Origin of the sequence: Enterobacter sp. S-33, from assembly GCF_028735835.1 — a bacterium.
GTDB lineage: Bacteria > Pseudomonadota > Gammaproteobacteria > Enterobacterales > Enterobacteriaceae > Enterobacter > Enterobacter vonholyi.
Genome location: NZ_CP117838.1, coordinates 2,482,713 through 2,503,349, shown reverse-complemented (window position 1 = coordinate 2,503,349; position 20,637 = coordinate 2,482,713). Strand labels below are relative to the sequence as shown.

Genomic DNA, 20,637 nt, shown 5'->3' with positions numbered 1-20,637 from the left:
TCGTTTACTTCACTTCAAGCACGTTCAGACGCAGCTCTTCAAACTGACTGTCATCTTCTTCCGGCTGCCAGCCCGCTGGCTGCATGGGAATATCTTCCCGATCGAACGCAAGGTCCCCGCCATTCACAACTTCTGACTCGTGGTTGATGCCTTTAAAGTCGAACAGCTCCACATCCGCGAGATGGGAAGGGACGACATTCTGCATCGCGCTGAACATGGTTTCGATACGACCCGGATAACGCTTATCCCAGTCGCGCAGCATGTCGCCAATTACCTGACGCTGCAGGTTCGGCTGAGAGCCGCACAGGTTACATGGAATGATCGGGAACGCTTTCGCCTGAGAAAAACGCTCAATGTCTTTTTCGCGGCAGTAGGCGAGAGGGCGGATCACAATGTGCTTGCCGTCATCGCTCATCAGCTTAGGCGGCATGCCTTTCATCTTGCCGCCGTAGAACATGTTCAGGAACAGCGTTTGCAGGATATCGTCGCGGTGATGGCCCAGCGCAATTTTGGTCGCGCCCAGCTCCGTCGCGGTACGATACAGAATGCCGCGGCGCAGGCGAGAGCAGAGTGAGCAGGTGGTTTTCCCCTCCGGGATTTTCTCTTTCACAATGCCGTAGGTATTCTCTTCGACGATTTTGTACTCAACGCCCAGCTTTTCGAGGTATTCCGGCAGAATGTGCTCCGGGAAACCCGGCTGTTTCTGGTCAAGGTTGACCGCCACCAGGGAAAAATTCACTGGCGCACTTTGCTGGAGATTACGCAGGATCTCCAGCATGGTATAGCTGTCTTTACCCCCTGACAGGCAAACCATGATGCGGTCGCCTTCTTCAATCATGTTGAAGTCTGCAATGGCTTCGCCCACGTTACGGCGCAGTCGCTTTTGCAGTTTGTTGAGGTTGTATTGCTCTTTCTTTGTATTTGATTGATTTTCTTGCATTTATTACTACCTTCGGAGCCAATAGGGGCATAATAGGGGCAAAAATTTTTCAGCGTGCCAGTTTATCGTTAAGCATCAGCACCTGTTCGCCATTCATTTCTTCAATCCACGCACCGTAGACTTCATAGACCATTTGCGCGTTTTCATGCCCCATCTGGCTGGCTATGAAAGACGGGTTAGCGCCGGCAGATAACAGCCAGCAGGCAAAAGTATGCCGCGTATGGTACGGATTCCGGCGGCGAATACCAGCACGTTTTACAGCTGCGTTAAATCTGGAGCCGATACTCGATAAAGAGTAGTAGGCTTTCTGTTTGCCCTTGCGCATCCGGGGTATGAAAACGAATCGCAGGCTTTGATATTCCACTGCGCCATACTCGCGATGATTAAAGACAATTTCGGTTTTAGGCTGCAGTGCCGTCAGCTTGCGTTGTGCTTTCAAGGCTTCAAGTGCCGGCTCTAAAAGGGTGATAACCCGGTTACCTGCTTCGGTTTTTGGTGGGCCGAACATGCCCAAGGCATTAAGATTGCGCTGTATATGAGCCGTACCTTTTTCCCAGTCGATATCTTCCCAGGCAAGAGCTGCGAGCTCTCCATGACGGACACCGGTATAAACTGCGAACGTCCACATATTGAGGCTTTGGCCACGCTCGGATTCCGCAAGCAAACTAAACTCCTGCTTCGTTAAAGGATCCGGTTTTACTTTCCCTTTGTGTAGTTTCTTGATCCCTTCAAAGGGTTTGCCACTGATAAAGCCAGATTTGTGTGCAAACCGAAGAAGGGAGCACAGAAGCGATATATAATTGTTCACGGTACGCACAGTGCGTCCCTGTTTGTTACTTCTGGGATTTGCCAAGTAAAGTGTCTCACCGTTCAACAGCTCCTTTCTGTATTTCAGAATGTCGCTGTGGCGTATAGTTGAAACAGGCGTATCTCCGTTAATGATGTGCATTAACGTACCGAGTTGTGAGCGCGTCTTACGCATGGTATTCGCGCTAATTTCGGTTTCTTTAATGCTCGTCCACAGTTCACACAGCTCTGAAAAGGTTTGAACTGAAACAGTGGTTACGGTTTTTTTTGCTCTGGACGATGAAGGAAAGCGCTGGTGGTAATCAAACTCTCCAAGGTTGATCTCACTAACGATCACAGCCCGGAGATTCCCGGCTTTTTTGATGTTCGCCGGGGTGTTAATCCAACCTTTGAGAATTTCGCGGCAACGCTTTCCCCGGTACATAAACCAGATACAAATCTTATTGTTTCTGATTTCGACACCTGTAGGCAAAGCTGCCATCTTACGCATCCCTTATTAACTGATTAATTCTCGGATAGTTGTACCAGGTTGTGCCACGCAAGGTTTTTTCTCCGGAAGGAGAAACCCGTTTAAAATGGACACCTTCCACCCAACAGCCCTGGCGATACTTCTCAATCTGTCGTTCGGTCAGGCCTGTTTTTTCTGTGAGTCTTGCGCCAACAACCCATTCTTCGTTAAAAATTACCTGCGACATGGTTTACCTCAGGTAACCGGCATGAGTATAGATATGCCGGTCTGTAGTCGTTGATATTTCAGTTTCAGTTTGCCTGGCCGGGCAGGGAACGCAGTCGGCGCATGCCGGTCATTGCTGTGGCCACGTAGCTTGCCTTGCAGTTGACCACTTCAACCCAGACCTTCACGCCTTCCACTCTCACCGTATAAGTCTCTTTCATCTTGCTGCGCCCATAGTCACCGTATCTTTGCTGGTGGGCTGCGAGTGCGATTTCACATGCCTGGCGAGCCAAAGGGGATTGCTTACTGCCTCGATTAATCAGCCGCATTTCTTCTCCTTAAGGGAGGGGTTCCCCTCCCGATCTCGTTAGTCCACGTATTCCGGTTTCATATCCGCCAGGGTGATGCTGAACTGACCATGCAATTCGTCGCCCAGATGGCGTTTAGACGATGCAAGAACGCGCTCTACCTCTGCGAACCGCGCAGCTGCATCGGGTTCATCTGAAGGTGGCAAGGAATTGATGGCTGCTTCGACTTTGTTCCGTGCATCAACCAGGTAATAACGCTTCACGGCCTTGTTTTTCAGCTCAGTGAACAGGGCAGAACCCAGCGTTGCTTTCACGGTTTCAATATCTGCGCGCAGAGCTTTAGCGCTATCCACATCCTGAGCCGCCTCGATGCGGTCACGAAAATCATCAGCAAGTGCATCGATGTTTTGAGCTGATTCCTGAGCCGTTTGAGTGGTAGTGACGTTGTCACCTGAAATGTCTGCAAGGCTAACGTGCTGCGCCGGTGCAGGGTTTACCTCTCGTTCTTCTCGTCGATCATCGAGCTCATCAGGGGTGTAAACGCCCAGAATCACATCCGGACAGAACAGTCTCGCCCAGCGTTTGACGGCCAGGTATGCCAGCTGCTGGCGGGGGTCGTCAGCCCAAAGGGTAGAGTTTCGGGTTCGGGCCTGAGCCAGCAGCAAATCGAGTTCCCTTGGCTGATCTTCACCTTTCAGGGTTGCGCGGATAATAATGCCGATCCCGGCTTCGTCAGCCAGGGTCCAGCCCGGGACGCGGTACTCGCCTTTGTCGCCTTTACGGATATGGAATTTTCCAACGACCTTTTCCCATGGCCCGAACCAGTCATATTCAAATCGGCTGGCCAGCACGCCGCTGCGCGAAATCACGGCATTAACCAGCTGCGCTTCGTAACCGAGTACACCATTAATCAGGTGCGTCTTCTGCGCCACGGCAAAGGGATTCATCTGCCACTGTGCCGCTTGCATTGCTACAGCCATGCAGTCGGCCTGATTACCCTGAAGGTGTTTAGGAACGGTCGCGGTTCCTTGCGCCATGATCTGTGCGAACGTGCTGATGGCGTTCAGATACTGGGAATCGAACAAAGCCACGTTGGAGTTAATAACGGTGTTCTGGTCGGCAACGGTAACGTTAGTGTTAAGCATAAATCCCCCTTAAGCCTGAGCGCGCAGCGCTTCGAGGCGGCGCAGGTCGAAATCATTCAGTTCATCTGTGTAATCTGTAGTGATCGGCGCTGGCCACTCGCCCGTGTCGAAACCCGTAGCGATGGCGCGCATCGTTTTGCGGTACTCCAGCATGCCCAGTTCCAGCAGTTCGGTGGATGCCTCAATGATGGCGATCCAGTGGTAGTTCTCGTCTTTGTTGACGAAAATCCAGAAGAACTGGTCCAGCGCCGCGGTCTCGCAATACATAGCCGCGCTGAGGTGGTAGTCCCGGTCAATGATTTCCCGATGCAGCCTGGCGCGCAGGCTTTCTTGCTTCACATTCCACATGCTGATGGTTTTCAGGTCAGCACCGATGCGCACGCCGTCCAGTTCAATCTCGAGATCGGGGCGTACACGCACTTCTAATCCGGTCTCGTCGTCAAAACCGAAGTAGCTCACTTCAACGGCGCGGCTTGGATGTGTCAGCAGCATGCCGGCGGTCGGGTGCCCCAGGAGTGCAGACTGAATTGCCCGCGCTGTGGCCAACTGCTGGCGGGTAACCAGAATCTTTTCGCCAGGGTTGTTGCGCCAGGCATCCAACAGTTCGTCGGCGAAGATGGCATCGGGCTTAACCGACTTAACTGCCTGGATCATGTCCGTTTTGGTGCCAGACACTTTCAGCGGCGTCGGTTTCTGCGCTTCCTGTGCGACCAAATCAGGATTGATAATCGCTAATTGCTCGAGTAACGCATCACGGCTGCCGCTGGTTTTAACCGGTACGGGCAGGGTGGCGTTGTACTCTTTGATGCATGCCTTCATCGACGTTGCCGTTTGCTTGTGGCCTTCTTCAATACGCTGGTACGCAACAGGGAGAGCCATATAGCTTTGACCCGTTTCTTCCAGGCTCGCGCCAAGCGGCACTGGAGTGGGAAGGGATGCGTTATGTTCTTCAAGCAACGCTTTAATCTCGTCAGCGCTCAACAGTGCCGGCAGGCTGGCGTTGTACGCGTCGATGAACTCGCGCAGAGTTGCGGTGGTGGTGAAAGCACCCTCTGGGATCTCAGGCTCTACGCTGAACTCTTCTTCGAGGTTTTCCGGCTGCAATGCAAGGGCATGCACCAAGTTCCCCATGTCCAGCACTTTGGATGCTGTGCGCGGGATAGTTTTAGCCACATGGCGCGCGTTGAAGTACATCAGGCTGACGCGGGCATCTTTCACCTGGGTTGAGCTAATGCCGTTCGCTGCGTGATAAACGTCATTCGGTAGGCCTTCGTATCGGCCAGGTTCGAAGTCTGCAGGGAACTCCACTTCTGGGTTCGATTCCTGAACGTCAATTGTTGTTTCCTGCAACTGGTCTGCTTCTACGGAATCTGTCTGCGAATTAGCTGCATCAGTGCTTTCGCCCGGTGGTACCGAACCAACATCTTCGTCTTTCTCTGGCTTAGCCGCTTCCATCTGCACATCGCTGGTGGTCTCCGCTGTGTTTTCCGTTTTTACGACTTCATTTGAGGTGGTATTGATGACTTGAGCGGTATTTCCACCCATCAGGCCTTCGATGGAGAACATGCCGCTGCCGAGATTTGCAACCTCCGGTTGTTCAACTTGGGCTTCGGTCTCAACAGCAGGAGCTGGTAACGGCAGTAACTCCACAGCAGAGTTAAACTCAGCTGTCATGGTTTTATTCACAAACTCAAGATGAGCCGCTGGCGTGTGGTGGATGTTCTCTGGTGCGATACGGATCAGATTGAAGATTGCCGCACGGTTCACCGCCAGTACGCCGGGCTGATTACGCAGGATGGCGCTCCATGATTTCCATGGTTCTTCTTTCTTAGCCACGATTTCTTTGGCACGTCGTAACACGCTCGAAGGAATTTCGAAGTGGTGGAAGTCCATAGGCAGTAGGGCACATGCGATTTCAAGATCGAGAGTGTCCAGAGTGTGGTGCGCGCCTTCGCCGCGATCCGTTACATAGCCACCGTTGGCATTGGTACCAGAATCGGTGCGATGAACATTACTAATGCGGTTACTGGCTGCCCATTCGCGAACGAGAATGCCGCGGTCAATATAATCAGTCGCCGCCCAGATTCGGGTAAAACGGAGAACCAAAGCGAGTTCGTGGCGCTTCTCCTGGCTGAACACCTTGCGAATGGCGTCGGTATAGCGCCACAGGTCTTTGGTATCGTAACCCTTCACCTCTTCGCAGTTTTCTGCCGCCAGCAGCAGGTTCTGGACATAACTGTTGTCAGTGTCCATCTCCAGCGCGCTGATACCTTCGTATTCTTCGCGGGTTAAGTGGTGGCGCAGTTCGTCGGCGGTGAACTGGGCGAGTAGCTGCTTGCGGAAGGGCATACGAACGACTGGATAACGTGTGGTTTCGTCATCATTCTCGTCAATCTGGATACCGTTATCAGGTTTGAGATCATGACCAGTTGTAACGTCGGCGTCGCTGGTGCTTTCTGATTTGAGAAGAGCAAGCTTTCCGCTTCTCCACTCTTCAACTAACTGATTGCGATCGCCGGCATCTGCTCTCGCCCAGTCAGCCATGAATGTAGCGATAAATTCAGCTTCGTGCGTTTCATCCGGCGCGAAGACCTGCTTTATCGCCTGAACCAGTTTCCACTCAGCGTTCAGGCTGAGTTCGGCAACTTCTGGAATGCCGTTTTTCGCCAGCAGCAGGTTATGGAGATAGGTGTTGCCTTCATCCAGTGACATTTCGCTGGCAGCCAGTTGCTGCTCTTTAGTGATATGTGACTGGTATTTGTCGCTGGTCAGGTGGACGGCAAAACGGACCGCTGGAGTGCGGTTTTCAAGCGGGACATTGTCAACGGTAGTTTCGACTTTAACGGTCGTTTCCGGTGCGCCAGTGTTGTCCACGGCTCCAGTAGATTCAGCTCCAGCCTTTGGTAGCCAGGTGCGTCCATCATCCTGGAGTTCGTAGCGTTTGCACCAGGTGTAATCCACGGTGCTTTCTTCCGGCAGGTCGTTATACACCGGGAAATCGGTGCGAACTGGTTTGGCATAATCCTTACCGCGGCCGGTTTCAATACCGGCATCTTCCAGCTCAACATCGAGCTGCAGGTTGGCACGGGCTTCTGATTTAGCAGTGAACCAAATCACTGCATCATCTTTGCCTGATTTCTGCGTAGCCTTAACTACATAGAAAAATTCCATGTGAGATCCTCTTTTTTGGATGTAAGATCCCCGGGCCAGAGATAGCGCCCATTGGGTGAACTTTGGTTTTTTAAGTAGTTTTCCGGTGTAACTTTGGTCGGGAGCACCGGACGTACGGGCCGCCTTGCGCGGCTTTTACGTTATGCCTCGTGTGCCATCTGGTCGTACGAAGCACAACGTTCAGAGCAGTATTCTTTTTCTTTGCGCGCCAGCTGTGCGCCGTTGCGATAGAGAAGGGTACTTTTGACTACTTCCCCCGGTTTAACCGGCTTGCCGCAGTACCCGCATTTCGTTGAGTTACACATTCGGATTCCCCTTTTGCGCCAGCAGATAGCACAGGCGGCGAAGAATCACCTCGAAGAAGTTCAGCTTTACGGCCTGCTGCCGTCCTGGTTTGCGTGCGAAATCAATCATTCTCACCCTCGTTTGCCTTATCGCCGGCTAGCGGAACGTTTACACCTGATGCGCGTTAATCTCTCCACCTCATCCGACTATTCGTATGCCGTCGGCGGCTACTTCGTGGGCGTCCTGCCTTGGTGGTTCGTAGTGCGTCTTGGTGAAAGAGATTAAATCACTGGTTTATAGCTGTGTCAACCAGTGGTTTTGAGGATTGTAAATCGTCGGTTTATATTTAGGGTTTTTGTGAGGTAGCTGACGAAGTGCAGGCAAAAAAAACCGACTCGATGGACGGGCACAATAGGTTCGGCATGGAGCTAGACGACAGAGTTGATTAGTGAGGATATAAAAAACCCGGCGCGACGGCCGGGTGATAGGGCAATTAATTGATATCCATTATGTATAGTTTACTTATGGCACCTTTTCTGGCTACTGCCTTGGCGGTAACTGTAACACTGGCTGAAGAATCGTTGGGTGCATGCATAAATGCCTGTAGTGCTGTGATGTATGGATTATCTCTTTTCATCACTGCCGGGTCACTGATTTCTGCAGTAATTCTTCTGGCTTGCTCGTCACCCAGGAAAACAATTTTCGCTGTTTTTTTTACACCGTCAAATTCGGTAATCAAAACTTGGTATTCTCTGAGGGGAATAACTTCATCATCCTCAAGCCTATCAATTATCTCTTTATCTGCTTCATTTATGACAAGAGGAGAAATTCCTTCTCCTGCTTTTATGCTGATTGTTGAGCAGGTATTTCCGATAGGGCTAACGGCTTGACGAACAGATGGACGCAACTCAGTCGCCATCTTATCGATCACATTAAGCAATCCTTGAATGGTGTCTTTGTCTTTGTTTCCCAAGGCCTCAATTGCCTTGTCCAAGGAATCTTTTAAGTGTTTCATTTCCTCTTTTTTCTGAGCGTTACGAGAAAAAATGTACTGTATGAGCAAAGGAAGTATAGCGGCGGCTAACCCAGAGAACAATTGTTGTTGAGATACGAAACTTGTAACAGCATCTATCGAAAAACAATTACAGCGAGGATCTCTGGCATACACCTTAACCTCTTGAAGATCGGATCTTTTGTAATACTTTTGAGTTACGGCAAAATTACCTGCTGTAGATAAAATCTTCGCAAAACCCTGAAAAGATTCACCTAGAATATTTAATTCAACTTCGTGATTTTCAGCGTCTTTACCATCAAATCGGAGGGTAATCGTATTGTCTCGAATATGATCCATCTGATAATCCTGTCAAATAATTTGCTAAGCTTCCTGTGCTAAGACATGCTGATGCCCATTACCCGCTGAATAGATTCTTCACTGATCCTGTGACCGAATCCGCCCCTTCAAGTAGCGTTCATAAAGCTCATCAAGCTCTTTCAGGCGAATAGCAAAGATGCGGAGCATGTTTTTCTGCTCTTCTTCGGGCAACTGACGGTAAAGCTCCAGTAGGCGCTGCTCATCCGGCTTGAGCCCATCTTTCTCTCCAACGTCTTCACCGAGTAGCCAAGCGACAGAAATGCCAACAGCGTCGGCAATAGCCAGCGCCGACTTTTTACTAATAACACCTTTTTTGAACCAGCCGTTAACGGCCTGAGGGGTGACTCCGGCTATACGTGCCATGTCTGCTTTGGTGACACCACGATCGGTGATCTCAGAAAGTCGTTGTACCAAAACTTGGTTGGGTTCTTCTTTTCTCATAGGGTCATTGTAAATATTTGGTTTATACGCGCAATAAATCTTGAATTTGCAAGGATTGTAAATCTATGGTTTACTTCTGCTATCAATTAGCAGGAGAAGCATATGTCCGCACTCGATAAAGCAATTAAAGCAGCTGGATCAGCCAGAAAGCTCAGTCTCGCACTTGGCGTGACGAGTATGTCTGTTAGTCATTGGAAAAATCGTGATCATGGGGTCGTCCCGCCCACTCACATTCTGCCTATCTTCAAGATGACAGGTGTAACCCCCCACGAACTACGCCCAGATCTCTATCCAAATCCCACTGATGGTTTACCTAAACAGGAGCCTTAACAATGCAAACTTTTTCATTTCAACAGAGTAGCAGAGCTTCTTCTAACCCACTGATATTCACGTGTCATCAAAGTGAACCGGCAACGCAGGATATAAATCATCGTGATATCTGCTCAGCGGTCCGAGCCTGGGCAGCGGCAGAAGGGCGCATAGCTGTCGCTCTTCAGATCCAAGAAGCGGCAGAAGAACTTCAGCTTAATGGCGTGGACTTCTCAGGCCAGGCCGATGTCTGGAACGTGAAGCTGTTTCGCTGGCTGGACAACAAAGAAGACTCCGCATCTTACCGAAAGAACGTCGAACAGCTGGTGCCCGCGATCATGTCTGTATTACCGCTTCGGTACCGCGACCGCGTCGTTAAAAACGACTCCTTTGCCTACCGAATGGCCAGGCTGGAGAAAGAGGTGAGTGAGGCGAAGCAAGCTCTGATGCTCGATGCACCGAAGAAGGAAAAACTGAAGGAGTTAGGCGAGGGGATTTATGAAATGTTCCGTGTCGATCCGGACCTTACGGCGCCGCTGTTGGCGATGGTCACAACCATGCTGGGGGCAGTGTGAAGACTTCAGAAAAGGCGAAAGCCGGTCTGCGCTAACAGAACCGACTTTCAGGTGCAAAAACGGAGTGTAATTGCGGAGCTAAGTATGTCAAACACAGCTGAAATTATCAATTTCCCCCACAGAACCGAACAACCGGGAGGTCGTATGGCCGACCTGTCGAACGGGTATACCAAGGTCGCTAACGAGATCCAACAGCTCAAACCTCGTCTGAGAATGTCAGGCCGGGAGTGGCAGTGTTTTGAAGCGGTGATCTGGCTTACCTACGGCTGGAACAAGAAGCAGGACCGGGTTACAAATACGGTTATCGCCGAGCTTACAGGGCTGAGTGATTCGCATGTTTCTGATGCGCTCAAATCGCTCGCTGAACGCAAAATTATCTTCAGTCAGAAGCAGGGCGTGATGAAAACGGTCGGTATAAATACTGACCTTTCCGCCTGGATTTTAGACAAACCGAAAACGGGAAAAGTCTTCCCGAAATCGGGAAAAGTGTTACCGAAAACGGGAAAAACCTTCCCGGAAACGGTAGACACCCAAGACTATAACAAGAACAATAATAAAATATCCTCGTCTCGGAATTCTGACGAATCCCGAAACCAGAAAACTCAAAAGTTTCTCTCACGCCATCCAGAAGCTGCCGCCGGGATATACACCCCGGCAGGTCAATCATGGGGATCCGCTGACGACCTCAAAGCCGCCCGCTGGATTTACGACAGGCTTCTCACCGTCAACGCATCGCTATCTGAGCCAAACTGGGCTGAATGGGCAAACACCATCAGGTTGATGCGTGTCCAGGACAAGCGTACTCATTACGAAATCTGTGACCTGTTCCAGTGGGCCAACCGGGATGAATTCTGGAAAGACAACATCCTGAGCCCCTCGAGTCTGCGAAAGCAGTGGGATCAGCTCACCACTAAGCGGTTGCGTGCAACCGGAACGGCAAAGCCATCCCGGGGAAGCATCGACCTGCATAACACCGACTGGATTGACGGGGTGCTGGAATGAAAAACCTTGCCGAGAGCATTCGCAATTTTGACCGGGAACAGGCTCGCCGCGTGGCACATGGAATGCCCGAACAGTACAGCGATCGTGAGCACACACAGCAGGTAGCGCAGATTATCAACGGCCTGTTTGTGCAGCTGGCGGCCGCGTTCCCTGCAAGCCTGGTTAATCGCAGCCAAGAGGATGTGAATGAGATCCGCCGACAGTGGGTGCTGGCCTTCAAAGAAAACGGGATCACCACCCTGGAACAGGTTGAAGCAGGCATGCGCTTGGTACGCCGTCAGGAGCGTCCGTTCCTGCCTTCGCCAGGCCAGTTTATCAGGTGGTGCAGGGAAGGGCGCAGCGTACTGGGGATCACCACCGCTGACGTTATGGCTGAATACTGGAAGTGGCGCAAGCTTGTGTTCCGGTATCCGAGCAGTGAGCAGTATCCGTGGCCTAAGCCGGTTTATTATCACATTTGCCTCGAGCTGCGGCGTCGCGGAACTGATGGCCAACTCAGTCACAAAGAGCTTGAGCGTGAGGCCGGTGATATTCTGGATAGGTGGGAAAAGCGGGTGCTAGCCGGGAAGCCGATTCCGCCTATTCGTCGGGCGTTGGCTGCTCCAGTTGCTCCGAAAGGGCCGACACCGGCGGAGCTTTTGAAAGCTAAATATCAACGGATGAAAGCAGATGGCAGGGCATAGTGAGGAAATGGTCTGTTATGAGCGAGAAGCGGACTCTACCGTGGATTTTATCAACACTCAGCGTTTGCTTTTAAAAATTGTTATCCAGTTTTACTGCATGAGGTATCCCATAATTGTCCTACCGTTTTACTCATTTTTTGTCTCTTTTATCTATGACATCAATGGTTAAGATTACAACGTCTGAGCAGACGTACTAATTTAAATTCTGTCATTCAGTCGTAGCGATTCTGTGAGGCATCTTTTTATTTTAAACAACTCAAAAAGGTGGAAATAACGATGAAGCGTCCAAACTGGTTTCAAGTTTCCGATAAAGGTGGCAAGGCTATAGCAGCGCTCCATCATTACGCCACTACTGGTACAGGTTTACCTGCCGAGCTGATCCATTTAATTTTTTTAAGAGTTTCCCAGATCAATGGTTGTGCACACTGCATAGATATACATACTCGCGATCTTATCAAGAGTGGCATGTCCGTCGAAAAGATTGTATTGGTGCCTGTCTGGCGAGAAGCTACCTATTTATTCTCGGATATAGAGCAAGCTGCCCTCTCATGGGCGGAAGAAGTTACCCGTGTTAGTGAAACACATGCTTCCGATGAAGCATATTCCGCAGCGCTTTCTGTATTCGGTGAAAAAGATTTGGTTGAACTTACCATTGTTATTGCCACCATGAATGCCATTAATCGTATGGGTATTAGTTTTCGAATGAAGCCGCTTGCTAAAGCTTGACAGATGTAAATAGCTCCCATAAGGGACTCTGGAGCTATATTAAAGTCTGCTTCTGGCACACAAATGACATCCCAGCCTGTGCATGACCGTAAAAACTACCTTCACTTGATAAGCCGCTTCGGGTTATGACGAGGCGCTTGTGTGACATGCTGGAAAACCAATTTAGGCGTTTACTGAAAGCCTGGTTGTCCTCAAGTGAAACGACCCTTAGAAATTTCTATGGCGAAATAATCACATAAGTCTTCTCCACGTGTGTTATAAGCGAGTTTGAAATCGCCACCACTGGCGGTTAAGAGGCATCTCATGAAACTACGTATCACAAGAGCAATCGGCCTCAGCAAGTTCTCGCCACGTTGGGTTAAGGTTATCTGTTTACGGTTGACTAAAAACGATATTGAGCGCTCCCTCAACGCTCTTCTGGCCACAATCGATGAATCTGAACTTACCCCTGAGCAAGTCAAAGCATTAAGGGAATGCATTGACAGAATTAACATCGCAAGGGGGAAGGGTATGCAGGCGTGAGCACGTTTGATAAAAGGTAAGCCAGCACTGTATATGCGCGGCACGTTTGCTGCGCAAGTATCGCTGACCGTTCGATACCAGCTGAGCTTTTAGAGCCAAATTTAATTGGATCAATGCTGGTGGGAGGGGATAGAGATGAACTGGTTCCTGTGAGCGAAAATGAGGCCAACAATCTAAGCCTGCTCGGTTTACCGCATCTTACTGAGTACTGAAGCATTGCCTTTGCACCCGCCGGGCCCGCTGACTTTTCCCTATGTATTAGTTCACCCGCTTCCAGCTTGACACCCACCGAGTATGACTGCGTTAATCCTATGAAAAAGTAATAAGTCTACAAGTTCTTTTTAACATTCGCTGAATTCATTAGATTCTGGCCAGAAGATCTTCAAATATCCATTTTTATCATATTTTGAAAAAAGATTGCCCTGGAAGCAAAATATCCCAGCGGATTCGAGCCACATCCATTCTTCTGTCTGCTCGACTCCTGTAGCACAGATTCTTATTTCCAAAAGTTCACAGCAGCGGATTAAGCTTAGGAGTATAGCCTGCTTGGAACCTTCTTTATGTATATTGTGTATCAGTTGCGGGTGTATTTTGAGCTTCTCAGGCTGGAATTTCGAAAGAAACAATAAACCTGCATTACCCATACCAAAGTCATTAATAGCAACGCTTAATCCGCAACTTTTGAGTATCTGCACTGAATGCGCGAACTCATCAATTTCAGGGATTATTTCGCTCTCTGAAAACTCAACTATAACTTGTTCTGGGTATAAGTTACTTTCTCTGATATAATCGAGCAATATTTCAATCGCATCAGGCACCCTCAGTAAGGTTAAAGGCAGGAGTGTTAGTGATACTCGTTGTGAAGAGGTAATGAAACTCCCTGCGATTTTTAACAAGTCTCTCTTCGATTCCAAATCAAAAAATAAACTATTGGCTTTTATATCGTCTTTATCTGATTTTGCACTCAAGACAAAAGAATGAATTTGAGCAGCCAGAGGGTCTATAACTGCATGCATGTCTTCGATAATATCGGGATCAACCGATGATACATTTATTTGATCGGATGAAAAAAACCAACTGTATCTATCAGGAAGTTCATAATAGCTGTCTGTCTCAGCAGAATCTATAAATGTACGGAAAAACCGTAATGCTCTGTCGTTGTAAAGCAATTTATGTTTGGTTGTTCCACGTTGAAGGACCCTGTCCAGACACTCTTCTTTACTAAATAGTCTTATATCAATTAATTCCATGCCTGAGCGACCAAATCGTCGATAGGGGGCATAATCGGATAAGAGTTCTACAATGTTAAAGTGAAGTGCATCCATACAAATTTTTTTATAGATTTGCCTTACAGCGGTTTCATCTCCTTCCAGAAGCTGGAAGAAATGAACGCCATTAAAAAGTAAAACACCAGTTACCCCCGCACGTTCATTTCGGGAATTGGCTTCACTAACCATGTCAACTATGGATTGAATTGGTGTATCAGCTCGCAGGTGGCTTCGGTAGATGAGAGTGGTAAGCATAGTTGCACACTTTAAAGGATTTTCTACTAAAGTAGCATGCGAAAGGTCAGTTAGGGCTATTTAACTGAAAAATTTACAAAAAAGAGTCCGGTAACATTAAAATTGTCCATGAAGAGTAAAATGCTTCACAAAAAACCATTCAATAATCGTGGTTAAAGCCCGCGAGATATGTTTGGCTCTGCAACATAAAAATTGCCTGGTATGCGCACGTGACAAAGTAAAAATTGATTCTAAGATTTTGGTGGTGAAAATGATTACATGGAGTTTCGAATGGTTTTTATTGCGGCTTTAACTTTATCTTTTCTTCTGTGTGTAGCGGGCCTTATCTTCATTTTGCTGGAGTTAGTTAGCATAGGCTGCAACCCTGAACGACATTGAACAATACGTGCAAGAAATCCAGCAAAATCATTAATTGAAAGGCTCTTGACCTCAAGTTAACTTGAGCTTTTAAGATGGCGATTCTGGAGATAGTCAAAGGATTAGCCTAATGAAAGAGATTGATGTCGGTTTTACGCACGTTGCGTTTGTTGTTAGAGATTTGGAAAAAAGTATCGATTTTTACGTCCGTTATGCTGGCATGGAAGTCGTACACAGGCGAGAGCCTGACCTTCCGGAGGCACGTAAAGTCGCATGGTTAAGTGACCGAACTCGCCCTTTTGCGCTTGTCCTTGTTCAGGTTGATGCTGTGACTGACACCCCTTTAGGTAATTTTGGTCACTTGGGAGTAGCTTGTTCAAGCATTGAAGAAATCGACAATAAGGTAGCGATGGCCAGAATGGAAGGCATCTTGCGAAAAGAACCGGCTCAGGCAGGCGAACCGGTAGGTTATTATGTCTTCTTCGCTGATCCCGATGGCAATACACTTGAACTTTCTTATGGTCAGAAAGTCGGGATCGAGGCTTTACGTCAGGATGATAGAGTGCCTGCATCTCAGTGAATTTCGATAATCGGTTGGATCACATTACGCTTTGGTAATGCTTCATGTCGTTTCAGAGCTTGCTGACTAATTTTTTTTCTCAATAACAGCAAGCTCCATAATAGCCTTTCCGAATTTTCATTTTATTAATTTCACCTCAAAACCAAAATCTTGTAGCGAAACTGCACAAAACTCCACTTAAAACTATTCAACATAACTATTGATTTTTGACGACCAAATCCGAGATTCCTCCCATATCGTCCATAAAACAGATACCTACAAGCCTGCAAGCGCTCCGTCGTCCTAACACTCATTAATCGTTGCAAAATCCGTGAGATACGTTTATAAATGCACTGTATATACATACAGTTGTTCATTGCGGAGGGAAAAATGAAAATCGAGTTAACCATTGATCGCATGAAGAAACTTCCTGATGGAGCTATACCTGCACTCGAGTCAGAATTGCTCAAAAGGCTCAGCAAGCAGTTCGATAATTGTCAGCTAACGATCAAGCGTGCCAGCCATGATGGGCTGACTGTTTTCGGGGGTGACAAGAAAGAGGTCGAACATATCGTGCAGGAGACCTGGGAAAGCGCGGGCGAGTGGTTCTATTAATCGCGTGAATTTCACTGGAGCAGTTTCAACGAGTATCGCTGTTTGCGTTCCCCTGGCTGTTCCCGATTACTGTTTACCGCGTCAATAAGTCGCTCTGGGGGAAATAGTGTGTAGTGCAGATGCCTTTAATGCAGATGATCAATGGTACGACGTGGTCAGAAGGGCCGATAAAGCAGTTATCTATAGCTTCCCAGCGGAAGGGAGATATCTGGTTTATCGAGTAAATGGAATAGTTTCATTAAGACCGTTACTCGAAGAGGAAGAAATATTCACTCTCAACGGATTTATGCAATTTGCAAAACGGTTGGGGTACCGAGTTACACCACCGTCTGATATTATTCTTTCATAGGCCTGAACAACCTATACCTGATGCGCCACGGAGAGAACCATGGCGCTAGAATTACAACTTATTAAACACCACTCAGGAATACTGATCCCGGCTACGCCCGAGACCAGCTATATCCTTCAATCCAAAACTCGGCTCGGCGATGTGCTTGTTGCCGAGTTCAGGCGGGTACGTAACCCGGCATTCCACCGGCGCTTTTTCGCACTTCTCAATCTTGGCTTCGAATACTGGGAACCAACCGGCGGGGCTATCTCGAGTAACGAGAAGAAGTTGATTACCGGCTACGCTAAATTCCTGGCTTCTTATGGCGGGAATGAGGGCGCGCTAATCGATGCTGCTGAGCAGTATCTTGAGCAGGTTGCTTACCGGCGCGTCACGAATGGCATTAGCCTGTGCAAATCCTTCGATGCTTACCGTTCATGGGTGATTGTTGAGGCAGGGCACTTTGATGCCATTCAGTTGCCTGACGGAACACTCAAAAAGCATCCTCGTAGCATCTCGTTTGCCAGCATGGACGAACTCGAATTTCAGCAGCTCTACAAAGCTGCGCTCGATGTTCTCTGGCGCTGGGTCCTTTCCCGTTCATTCCGCAGTCGTGATGAGGCAGAAAATGTCGCCGCGCAGCTGCTTGGCTTTGCGGGGTGATGGGGATGAAGAAGACCTGGTTCCATCATACCGACTGCAGCACCGAACAGGCCGACGAACTGGTTAAGCGTTACAAAGCGCGCGGCGTGCGAGTTGAACGCAGCCTAAACCAGGATTACGTGACCTGGACTGTCAGTGCATTCTTGCCGACCTCAAATACACCAGCGCGCTCGGACAGCCGCTGGCGAAACCGGATGTGGGGGTGAACGTGAAGACATATCAAATCACTTTACCCTGGCCGCCGAGCAACAACTGCTATTACCGGCACAACCGCGGGCGCACGCATATTAGCGCCGATGGCGTAGCATATCGCTATGAGGTGGCCACGGTCATTCGAAGCGCCCGGCTTAATATCCGCACAGCCGCACCACTCAAAATCCGAATTGAATGTCACATGCCCGACCGCCGGCGCCGCGATCTGGATAACCTGCAGAAGGCAGCTTTTGACGCTTTAACCAAGGCGGGATTCTGGCTGGATGACTGCCAGGTTGTCGACTATCGCGTTGTGAAAATGCCTGTCGTTAAGGGCGGAAAATTAGAACTCACCATTACCGAGCTGGAGACCGCATGAATCTTGAAAATACTCTCAAATATCACTTCGCCAAATCGACAATGATTAGCGACTCTCCGCGTGCTACTGCGTCAGACTCATTAACCGGAACGGATATCATGGCCGCTATGGGCATGACGCAGGAACGGGCAGCCTTGGGTTATAGCGCCTTTCTCGGGAAGATGGGTATCAGCAACAATGACCGGGAGAGGGCGATTGAGTTGCTGGCCCAGTACGCGTTGACTAAGTGCGATCGGGTTGCGGCATTACGAAAGCTTGATGCAGTGGTTAAACCACTGGTAATGCACCTACTGGTCACCTTCGCGTTCGAGGACTATTCCCGCAGCGCCGCCAGTGTGAAGCAGTGCGATGGCTGCAATGGGGAAGGGTTTATTGACGCTGAGGTTTTCAGCATGAAGTCCCACACTCCGGCAAAAGAGAAGAAATTCGTGAAGATGTCGCTGAGTATGGGTGTCGAAAATATTCGACCTTCTGAGTATGAGGTACGGAGGCAGGTCAGGGAGGTTGCTCGCGTTCTCTGCCCTCAGTGTAAGGGCAAGAAGGTTGTTAGCTGTGCCTGTAATTACTGTCATGGACGCGGGAAATCTATTAATCAGGTTCTTACTGAACAGCAGGGCGTCCCGGTACTGGCTGATTGCAAGCGCTGCAGTGGCCGTGGATATGAACGAATCCCATCAACTGAGGCTTACGCCGCGGTGTGCCAGATAACGGATGTTATCAGCATCGATACCTGGAAGAAGTCTGTTAAGCCATTCTACGATCAGCTCATCACCAGGTTTGACATCGAAGAGGCTTGGGCTGATGCGCAGCTGAAGCAGATAACAAAATAGGGCATTATTTTATCGTGAGCTATTTACTTTTCCCGAAACTGTGGTAATTTTGCTTTAACGATGGGTTATTGCCTTCGTTTAAAGCCCTGCGGTTAACCCCGTGGGGCTTTTTGCTTAATAGCGATTTAAGAATTTTTAAATCCAAGCAACCCCGCGGTGATTTATAATTTTCCCAACCGCGCAGGAGGGAAAATGGAAGAAGGTTTCTACTGGATACAGCACAACGGCAAGATTCAGGTTGCTTACTACAGCAATGGCGTTACCGAAGACCTTGAGACGGGACTAACATTTAATGGCATTTGGCATCTTACACAGGGTGACGACATCTGCGACAACGGAGAAGCTGAGGTGATTGAAGGCCCTCTGCCTGTACCATTTAGATGAATATATTCATCTGATTATGTGGCAGATTCTTAATACTGCACATATGCTTCTTAAGCATCCTGCGGAATGGATGTTTCTGAAAGCGTTTTTGTGGTGGATCCCCCTAAGCGGAGGGGCGGTTCAGCAGGACATTTCTCCAGAGTGTCCAACCAGCGCGCGGAAATGAATGCTGTGATCATTTCCACCGGGAGGCACCCGGCACCACTCCCTCAGTTATTGCCAACTTAGCTATTTATGCCTGCTTGTCCGAGCAGGCTTTTTTTATTTTTCCCTTGTGTTTTGTAAGGGACCTCAGGGCTAAGAAGGGGTGCTAAACCTCAGTACGTGTTCTAGCAAAACGATCCTTGAAATATTACAAGCTCGTATGAGACAAAAAAGCGCGGAGAATGACATCACTCCTCTCCGCAATAATAATTCCATCTTCTGCCCGATTGTCTTTTTTTTATCCACAAAAGCAAAAGTCATGACTTAGTGCAAATAATAACACTTTTAAACTATGTGGACAGTTAATTATATTTTTATGTAAATGGCTCATCTTAAGGATTGTTTAATTTATTGCCTTCCTTGCGAGAAAGAAGCTCAGGAAACTATCAGTCATCACTAGGCTGCCGTTCGGCGGCCTTTTTTATTCCTTGTAACAGCACCCGCACAAAGCGAGGTGAGAGTATGTATCGTATGGACAAACTAACCACCGGTGCTGCTTACGGCGCTTCAGCCGGTAGCATCCTAAACGGCATGCTGAATGCCTACAGTCCCGAGCAGTGGAATGCTATCGGCGTGCTGGTGGGCATCATCGTCGCCGTACTAACGTATCTGACAAATCTCTATTTCAAAATCCGCGAAGACAACCGCCGCAGCAGGAGCCGAGATGAACCAGACACTCAGAAATAAGCTGGTGGGTGCCATTGTTGGCGGATTCGGTGCAATTTCTATTGCAGCTGTCATGCTGGGCAATGCGGATGGTCTTGAAGGACGTCGCTATTACGCTTATCAAGACGTAGTGGGTGTCTGGACTGTTTGTGATGGTCACACCGGTGCCGATATTCGCCGCGGCCACCGTTACACCGATAAAGAATGTGATGCCTTACTGAAGTCAGATCTGCACAAGGTGGCAAACGCCATCGACCCGCTGATCAAGGTTCGCATCCCTGAGCCAACTCGCGCTGCTCTTTACTCCTTTACCTATAACGTTGGCTCTGGTGCTTTCGCCAGCTCCACGCTGCTTAAGAAGCTGAACTCCGGTGATGTGCCGGGGGCATGCAAAGAACTGCAGCGCTGGACATATGCCGGTGGCAAGCAGTGGAAAGGATTGATCACCCGGCGCGAGATTGAGCGTGAAGTTTGCGAGTGGGGACAGAAATGAGCCGATTAACCGCAATCATCTGCGCTGTCGTTATCTGCCTGCTTGTTTCAATGGCCTGGGCGATTAACCACTACCGCTGTAACGCCATTACCTTCAAAGACCAGCGCGACAAAGCCACCGAGAAGCTCAGCCTGGCGAACGCCACCATCAAAGACCTGCAGACCCGCCAGCGTGACGCAGCGGCACTGGATGCTAAATACACGAAGGAATTAGCCGATGCGAAATCTCAGCTTGAAGATCTGCAGCGTTGCGTTAGCACTGGTAAGTGTGGGCTGCACCTCAACGCCAGATGTCCCGCGAACGGAACGGCCGGCACCGGCGGCCTGGGCGATGCTTCCAGCCCCCGACTTACTAACTCCGCTGAACGGGATTATTTCACCCTCAGAGATCGAATCGTCACAGTGACGAAGCAGGTCGGCTATCTGCAGGACTACATCAGAGAGCAGTGCCTGAAATAGAGCCAAATCCTCGAGGTTCTCACATAG

The 20,637-nt window shown here is 49.1% G+C and carries 27 protein-coding genes and 1 pseudogene; 17 read left to right on the top strand and 11 right to left on the bottom strand.

Going from position 1 to position 20,637, the window contains the following annotated elements; all coding sequences use genetic code 11:
• Positions 1-4: 4 nt before the first annotated feature.
• The 10 genes and pseudogenes from ttcA to PUP35_RS11830 all read right to left on the bottom strand — a co-directional run bounded on the left by ttcA (position 5) and on the right by PUP35_RS11830 (position 9,142).
• Positions 5-940 carry a tRNA 2-thiocytidine(32) synthetase TtcA gene (gene ttcA, locus PUP35_RS11875; protein WP_274239655.1) on the bottom strand — a complete coding sequence of 312 codons (936 nt, stop codon included), beginning with the start codon at positions 938-940 and terminating at the stop codon, positions 5-7.
• 49 nt (positions 941-989) lie between these two features.
• Positions 990-2,228 carry a site-specific integrase gene (locus tag PUP35_RS11870; RefSeq protein WP_274239653.1) on the bottom strand — a complete coding sequence of 413 codons (1,239 nt, stop codon included), beginning with the start codon at positions 2,226-2,228 and terminating at the stop codon, positions 990-992.
• A 1-nt stretch (position 2,229) separates the two neighbouring features.
• A complete protein-coding gene (xisR, locus tag PUP35_RS11865) occupies positions 2,230-2,442 on the bottom strand; it encodes an excisionase family protein (RefSeq protein ID WP_014884030.1) in 213 nt (70 codons plus the stop codon).
• Between the two features lie 64 nt (positions 2,443-2,506).
• Entirely contained in the window at positions 2,507-2,749 is a 243-nt protein-coding gene (locus tag PUP35_RS11860; RefSeq protein ID WP_020882485.1) for a DUF4060 family protein, read from the bottom strand.
• Between the two features lie 38 nt (positions 2,750-2,787).
• Positions 2,788-3,873, bottom strand: coding sequence for a RecT family recombinase (locus PUP35_RS11855; RefSeq protein ID WP_274239644.1), 1,086 nt, complete (start codon positions 3,871-3,873; stop codon positions 2,788-2,790).
• Between the two features lie 9 nt (positions 3,874-3,882).
• The gene (locus PUP35_RS11850) at positions 3,883-7,044 is read right to left on the bottom strand and encodes a RecE family exodeoxyribonuclease (RefSeq protein WP_274239643.1); all 3,162 of its coding nucleotides are present in this window, start codon (positions 7,042-7,044) and stop codon (positions 3,883-3,885) included.
• Between the two features lie 140 nt (positions 7,045-7,184).
• A complete protein-coding gene (locus PUP35_RS11845; protein ID WP_274239642.1) occupies positions 7,185-7,349 on the bottom strand; it encodes a YdaE family protein in 165 nt (54 codons plus the stop codon).
• Positions 7,342-7,485, bottom strand: a pseudogene (locus PUP35_RS11840) (hypothetical protein); the annotation flags it as partial. The pseudogene PUP35_RS11840 and the gene PUP35_RS11845, both read right to left, overlap by 8 nt.
• 337 nt (positions 7,486-7,822) lie before the next feature.
• Entirely contained in the window at positions 7,823-8,680 is an 858-nt protein-coding gene (locus tag PUP35_RS11835) for a DUF7946 domain-containing protein (protein ID WP_129344576.1), read from the bottom strand.
• A 78-nt stretch (positions 8,681-8,758) separates the two neighbouring features.
• Positions 8,759-9,142 (bottom strand): helix-turn-helix domain-containing protein, encoded by a 384-nt coding sequence (locus PUP35_RS11830; protein ID WP_032642421.1) that lies wholly within the window; start codon positions 9,140-9,142, stop codon positions 8,759-8,761.
• Positions 9,143-9,244: 102 nt separating this feature from the next.
• Between PUP35_RS11830 and PUP35_RS11825 the strand changes: the two genes are divergently transcribed.
• From PUP35_RS11825 to PUP35_RS11800, 6 genes are all read left to right on the top strand, one after another.
• Entirely contained in the window at positions 9,245-9,472 is a 228-nt protein-coding gene (locus tag PUP35_RS11825) for a transcriptional regulator (protein ID WP_096150114.1), read from the top strand.
• A 2-nt stretch (positions 9,473-9,474) separates the two neighbouring features.
• Positions 9,475-10,026: a toxin YdaT family protein gene (locus PUP35_RS11820; RefSeq protein ID WP_274239639.1), complete on the top strand. Its 552-nt coding sequence runs from the start codon at positions 9,475-9,477 to the stop codon at positions 10,024-10,026.
• Positions 10,027-10,110: 84 nt separating this feature from the next.
• Positions 10,111-11,028, top strand: coding sequence for a replication protein (locus PUP35_RS11815; protein WP_274239637.1), 918 nt, complete (start codon positions 10,111-10,113; stop codon positions 11,026-11,028).
• Positions 11,025-11,711 carry a replication protein P gene (locus tag PUP35_RS11810; protein WP_274239635.1) on the top strand — a complete coding sequence of 229 codons (687 nt, stop codon included), beginning with the start codon at positions 11,025-11,027 and terminating at the stop codon, positions 11,709-11,711. The genes PUP35_RS11815 and PUP35_RS11810 overlap by 4 nt, the downstream gene beginning before the upstream one ends.
• A gap of 276 nt (positions 11,712-11,987) precedes the next feature.
• Entirely contained in the window at positions 11,988-12,437 is a 450-nt protein-coding gene (locus PUP35_RS11805) for a carboxymuconolactone decarboxylase family protein (protein ID WP_014832179.1), read from the top strand.
• A 303-nt stretch (positions 12,438-12,740) separates the two neighbouring features.
• Positions 12,741-12,959, top strand: a complete 219-nt coding sequence (locus PUP35_RS11800) for a hypothetical protein (RefSeq protein WP_014832178.1) — start codon at positions 12,741-12,743, stop codon at positions 12,957-12,959.
• Positions 12,960-13,300: 341 nt separating this feature from the next.
• Here PUP35_RS11800 and PUP35_RS11795 read toward each other — a convergent pair whose 3' ends face one another.
• Positions 13,301-14,482 carry a diguanylate phosphodiesterase gene (locus tag PUP35_RS11795; protein WP_274239620.1) on the bottom strand — a complete coding sequence of 394 codons (1,182 nt, stop codon included), beginning with the start codon at positions 14,480-14,482 and terminating at the stop codon, positions 13,301-13,303.
• A 487-nt stretch (positions 14,483-14,969) separates the two neighbouring features.
• On the opposite strand from PUP35_RS11795, the gene PUP35_RS11790 reads away from it, so the two are divergent.
• The 11 genes from PUP35_RS11790 (at position 14,970) to PUP35_RS11740 (ending at position 20,610) form a co-directional block, all read left to right on the top strand.
• A complete protein-coding gene (locus PUP35_RS11790) occupies positions 14,970-15,419 on the top strand; it encodes a VOC family protein (RefSeq protein ID WP_274239618.1) in 450 nt (149 codons plus the stop codon).
• Positions 15,420-15,788: 369 nt separating this feature from the next.
• The gene (locus tag PUP35_RS11785; protein WP_274239616.1) at positions 15,789-16,013 is read left to right on the top strand and encodes a DinI family protein; all 225 of its coding nucleotides are present in this window, start codon (positions 15,789-15,791) and stop codon (positions 16,011-16,013) included.
• Between the two features lie 106 nt (positions 16,014-16,119).
• Positions 16,120-16,362, top strand: coding sequence for a hypothetical protein (locus PUP35_RS22005; protein ID WP_224065701.1), 243 nt, complete (start codon positions 16,120-16,122; stop codon positions 16,360-16,362).
• 39 nt (positions 16,363-16,401) lie between these two features.
• Complete coding sequence (locus PUP35_RS11775; RefSeq protein ID WP_274239610.1) at positions 16,402-17,004, top strand: DUF1367 family protein; 603 nt, start codon at positions 16,402-16,404, stop codon at positions 17,002-17,004.
• Complete coding sequence (locus PUP35_RS11770; RefSeq protein ID WP_274239608.1) at positions 17,004-17,210, top strand: hypothetical protein; 207 nt, start codon at positions 17,004-17,006, stop codon at positions 17,208-17,210. The genes PUP35_RS11775 and PUP35_RS11770 overlap by 1 nt, the downstream gene beginning before the upstream one ends.
• A 2-nt stretch (positions 17,211-17,212) precedes the next feature.
• Complete coding sequence (gene rusA, locus PUP35_RS11765; protein ID WP_274239605.1) at positions 17,213-17,575, top strand: crossover junction endodeoxyribonuclease RusA; 363 nt, start codon at positions 17,213-17,215, stop codon at positions 17,573-17,575.
• Complete coding sequence (locus tag PUP35_RS11760; protein WP_274239604.1) at positions 17,572-18,405, top strand: antitermination protein; 834 nt, start codon at positions 17,572-17,574, stop codon at positions 18,403-18,405. The genes rusA and PUP35_RS11760 overlap by 4 nt, the downstream gene beginning before the upstream one ends.
• A 192-nt stretch (positions 18,406-18,597) precedes the next feature.
• The gene (locus PUP35_RS11755; RefSeq protein ID WP_136431254.1) at positions 18,598-18,789 is read left to right on the top strand and encodes a hypothetical protein; all 192 of its coding nucleotides are present in this window, start codon (positions 18,598-18,600) and stop codon (positions 18,787-18,789) included.
• A gap of 666 nt (positions 18,790-19,455) precedes the next feature.
• Positions 19,456-19,680 carry a class II holin family protein gene (locus PUP35_RS11750; protein ID WP_103948522.1) on the top strand — a complete coding sequence of 75 codons (225 nt, stop codon included), beginning with the start codon at positions 19,456-19,458 and terminating at the stop codon, positions 19,678-19,680.
• Positions 19,658-20,152, top strand: coding sequence for a lysozyme (locus PUP35_RS11745; RefSeq protein WP_274239598.1), 495 nt, complete (start codon positions 19,658-19,660; stop codon positions 20,150-20,152). Before PUP35_RS11750 ends, PUP35_RS11745 begins: the two co-directional genes overlap by 23 nt.
• On the top strand, positions 20,149-20,610 hold the full coding sequence (locus PUP35_RS11740) for a lysis protein (protein ID WP_274239596.1): 462 nt from the start codon (positions 20,149-20,151) through the stop codon (positions 20,608-20,610). The genes PUP35_RS11745 and PUP35_RS11740 overlap by 4 nt, the downstream gene beginning before the upstream one ends.
• Positions 20,611-20,637 lie beyond the last annotated feature (27 nt).

Coding starts and splice junctions, on each gene's coding strand:
- PUP35_RS11755 (WP_136431254.1), top strand. CDS start 18,598: ATGGAAGAAGGTTTCTACTGGATACAGCACAACGGCAAGATTCAGGTT.
- PUP35_RS11750 (WP_103948522.1), top strand. CDS start 19,456: ATGTATCGTATGGACAAACTAACCACCGGTGCTGCTTACGGCGCTTCA.
- PUP35_RS11785 (WP_274239616.1), top strand. CDS start 15,789: ATGAAAATCGAGTTAACCATTGATCGCATGAAGAAACTTCCTGATGGA.
- PUP35_RS11810 (WP_274239635.1), top strand. CDS start 11,025: ATGAAAAACCTTGCCGAGAGCATTCGCAATTTTGACCGGGAACAGGCT.
- PUP35_RS11775 (WP_274239610.1), top strand. CDS start 16,402: ATGGCGCTAGAATTACAACTTATTAAACACCACTCAGGAATACTGATC.
- PUP35_RS11830 (WP_032642421.1), bottom strand. CDS start 9,142: ATGAGAAAAGAAGAACCCAACCAAGTTTTGGTACAACGACTTTCTGAG.
- PUP35_RS11855 (WP_274239644.1), bottom strand. CDS start 3,873: ATGCTTAACACTAACGTTACCGTTGCCGACCAGAACACCGTTATTAAC.
- PUP35_RS11850 (WP_274239643.1), bottom strand. CDS start 7,044: ATGGAATTTTTCTATGTAGTTAAGGCTACGCAGAAATCAGGCAAAGAT.
- PUP35_RS11800 (WP_014832178.1), top strand. CDS start 12,741: ATGAAACTACGTATCACAAGAGCAATCGGCCTCAGCAAGTTCTCGCCA.
- PUP35_RS11760 (WP_274239604.1), top strand. CDS start 17,572: ATGAATCTTGAAAATACTCTCAAATATCACTTCGCCAAATCGACAATG.
- PUP35_RS11815 (WP_274239637.1), top strand. CDS start 10,111: ATGTCAAACACAGCTGAAATTATCAATTTCCCCCACAGAACCGAACAA.
- PUP35_RS11860 (WP_020882485.1), bottom strand. CDS start 2,749: ATGCGGCTGATTAATCGAGGCAGTAAGCAATCCCCTTTGGCTCGCCAG.
- PUP35_RS11835 (WP_129344576.1), bottom strand. CDS start 8,680: ATGGATCATATTCGAGACAATACGATTACCCTCCGATTTGATGGTAAA.
- PUP35_RS11745 (WP_274239598.1), top strand. CDS start 19,658: ATGAACCAGACACTCAGAAATAAGCTGGTGGGTGCCATTGTTGGCGGA.
- PUP35_RS11790 (WP_274239618.1), top strand. CDS start 14,970: ATGAAAGAGATTGATGTCGGTTTTACGCACGTTGCGTTTGTTGTTAGA.
- xisR (WP_014884030.1), bottom strand. CDS start 2,442: ATGTCGCAGGTAATTTTTAACGAAGAATGGGTTGTTGGCGCAAGACTC.
- PUP35_RS11740 (WP_274239596.1), top strand. CDS start 20,149: ATGAGCCGATTAACCGCAATCATCTGCGCTGTCGTTATCTGCCTGCTT.
- PUP35_RS11795 (WP_274239620.1), bottom strand. CDS start 14,482: ATGCTTACCACTCTCATCTACCGAAGCCACCTGCGAGCTGATACACCA.
- PUP35_RS11845 (WP_274239642.1), bottom strand. CDS start 7,349: ATGTGTAACTCAACGAAATGCGGGTACTGCGGCAAGCCGGTTAAACCG.
- PUP35_RS11805 (WP_014832179.1), top strand. CDS start 11,988: ATGAAGCGTCCAAACTGGTTTCAAGTTTCCGATAAAGGTGGCAAGGCT.
- ttcA (WP_274239655.1), bottom strand. CDS start 940: ATGCAAGAAAATCAATCAAATACAAAGAAAGAGCAATACAACCTCAAC.
- PUP35_RS11870 (WP_274239653.1), bottom strand. CDS start 2,228: ATGGCAGCTTTGCCTACAGGTGTCGAAATCAGAAACAATAAGATTTGT.
- PUP35_RS11770 (WP_274239608.1), top strand. CDS start 17,004: ATGGGGATGAAGAAGACCTGGTTCCATCATACCGACTGCAGCACCGAA.
- PUP35_RS11825 (WP_096150114.1), top strand. CDS start 9,245: ATGTCCGCACTCGATAAAGCAATTAAAGCAGCTGGATCAGCCAGAAAG.
- PUP35_RS11820 (WP_274239639.1), top strand. CDS start 9,475: ATGCAAACTTTTTCATTTCAACAGAGTAGCAGAGCTTCTTCTAACCCA.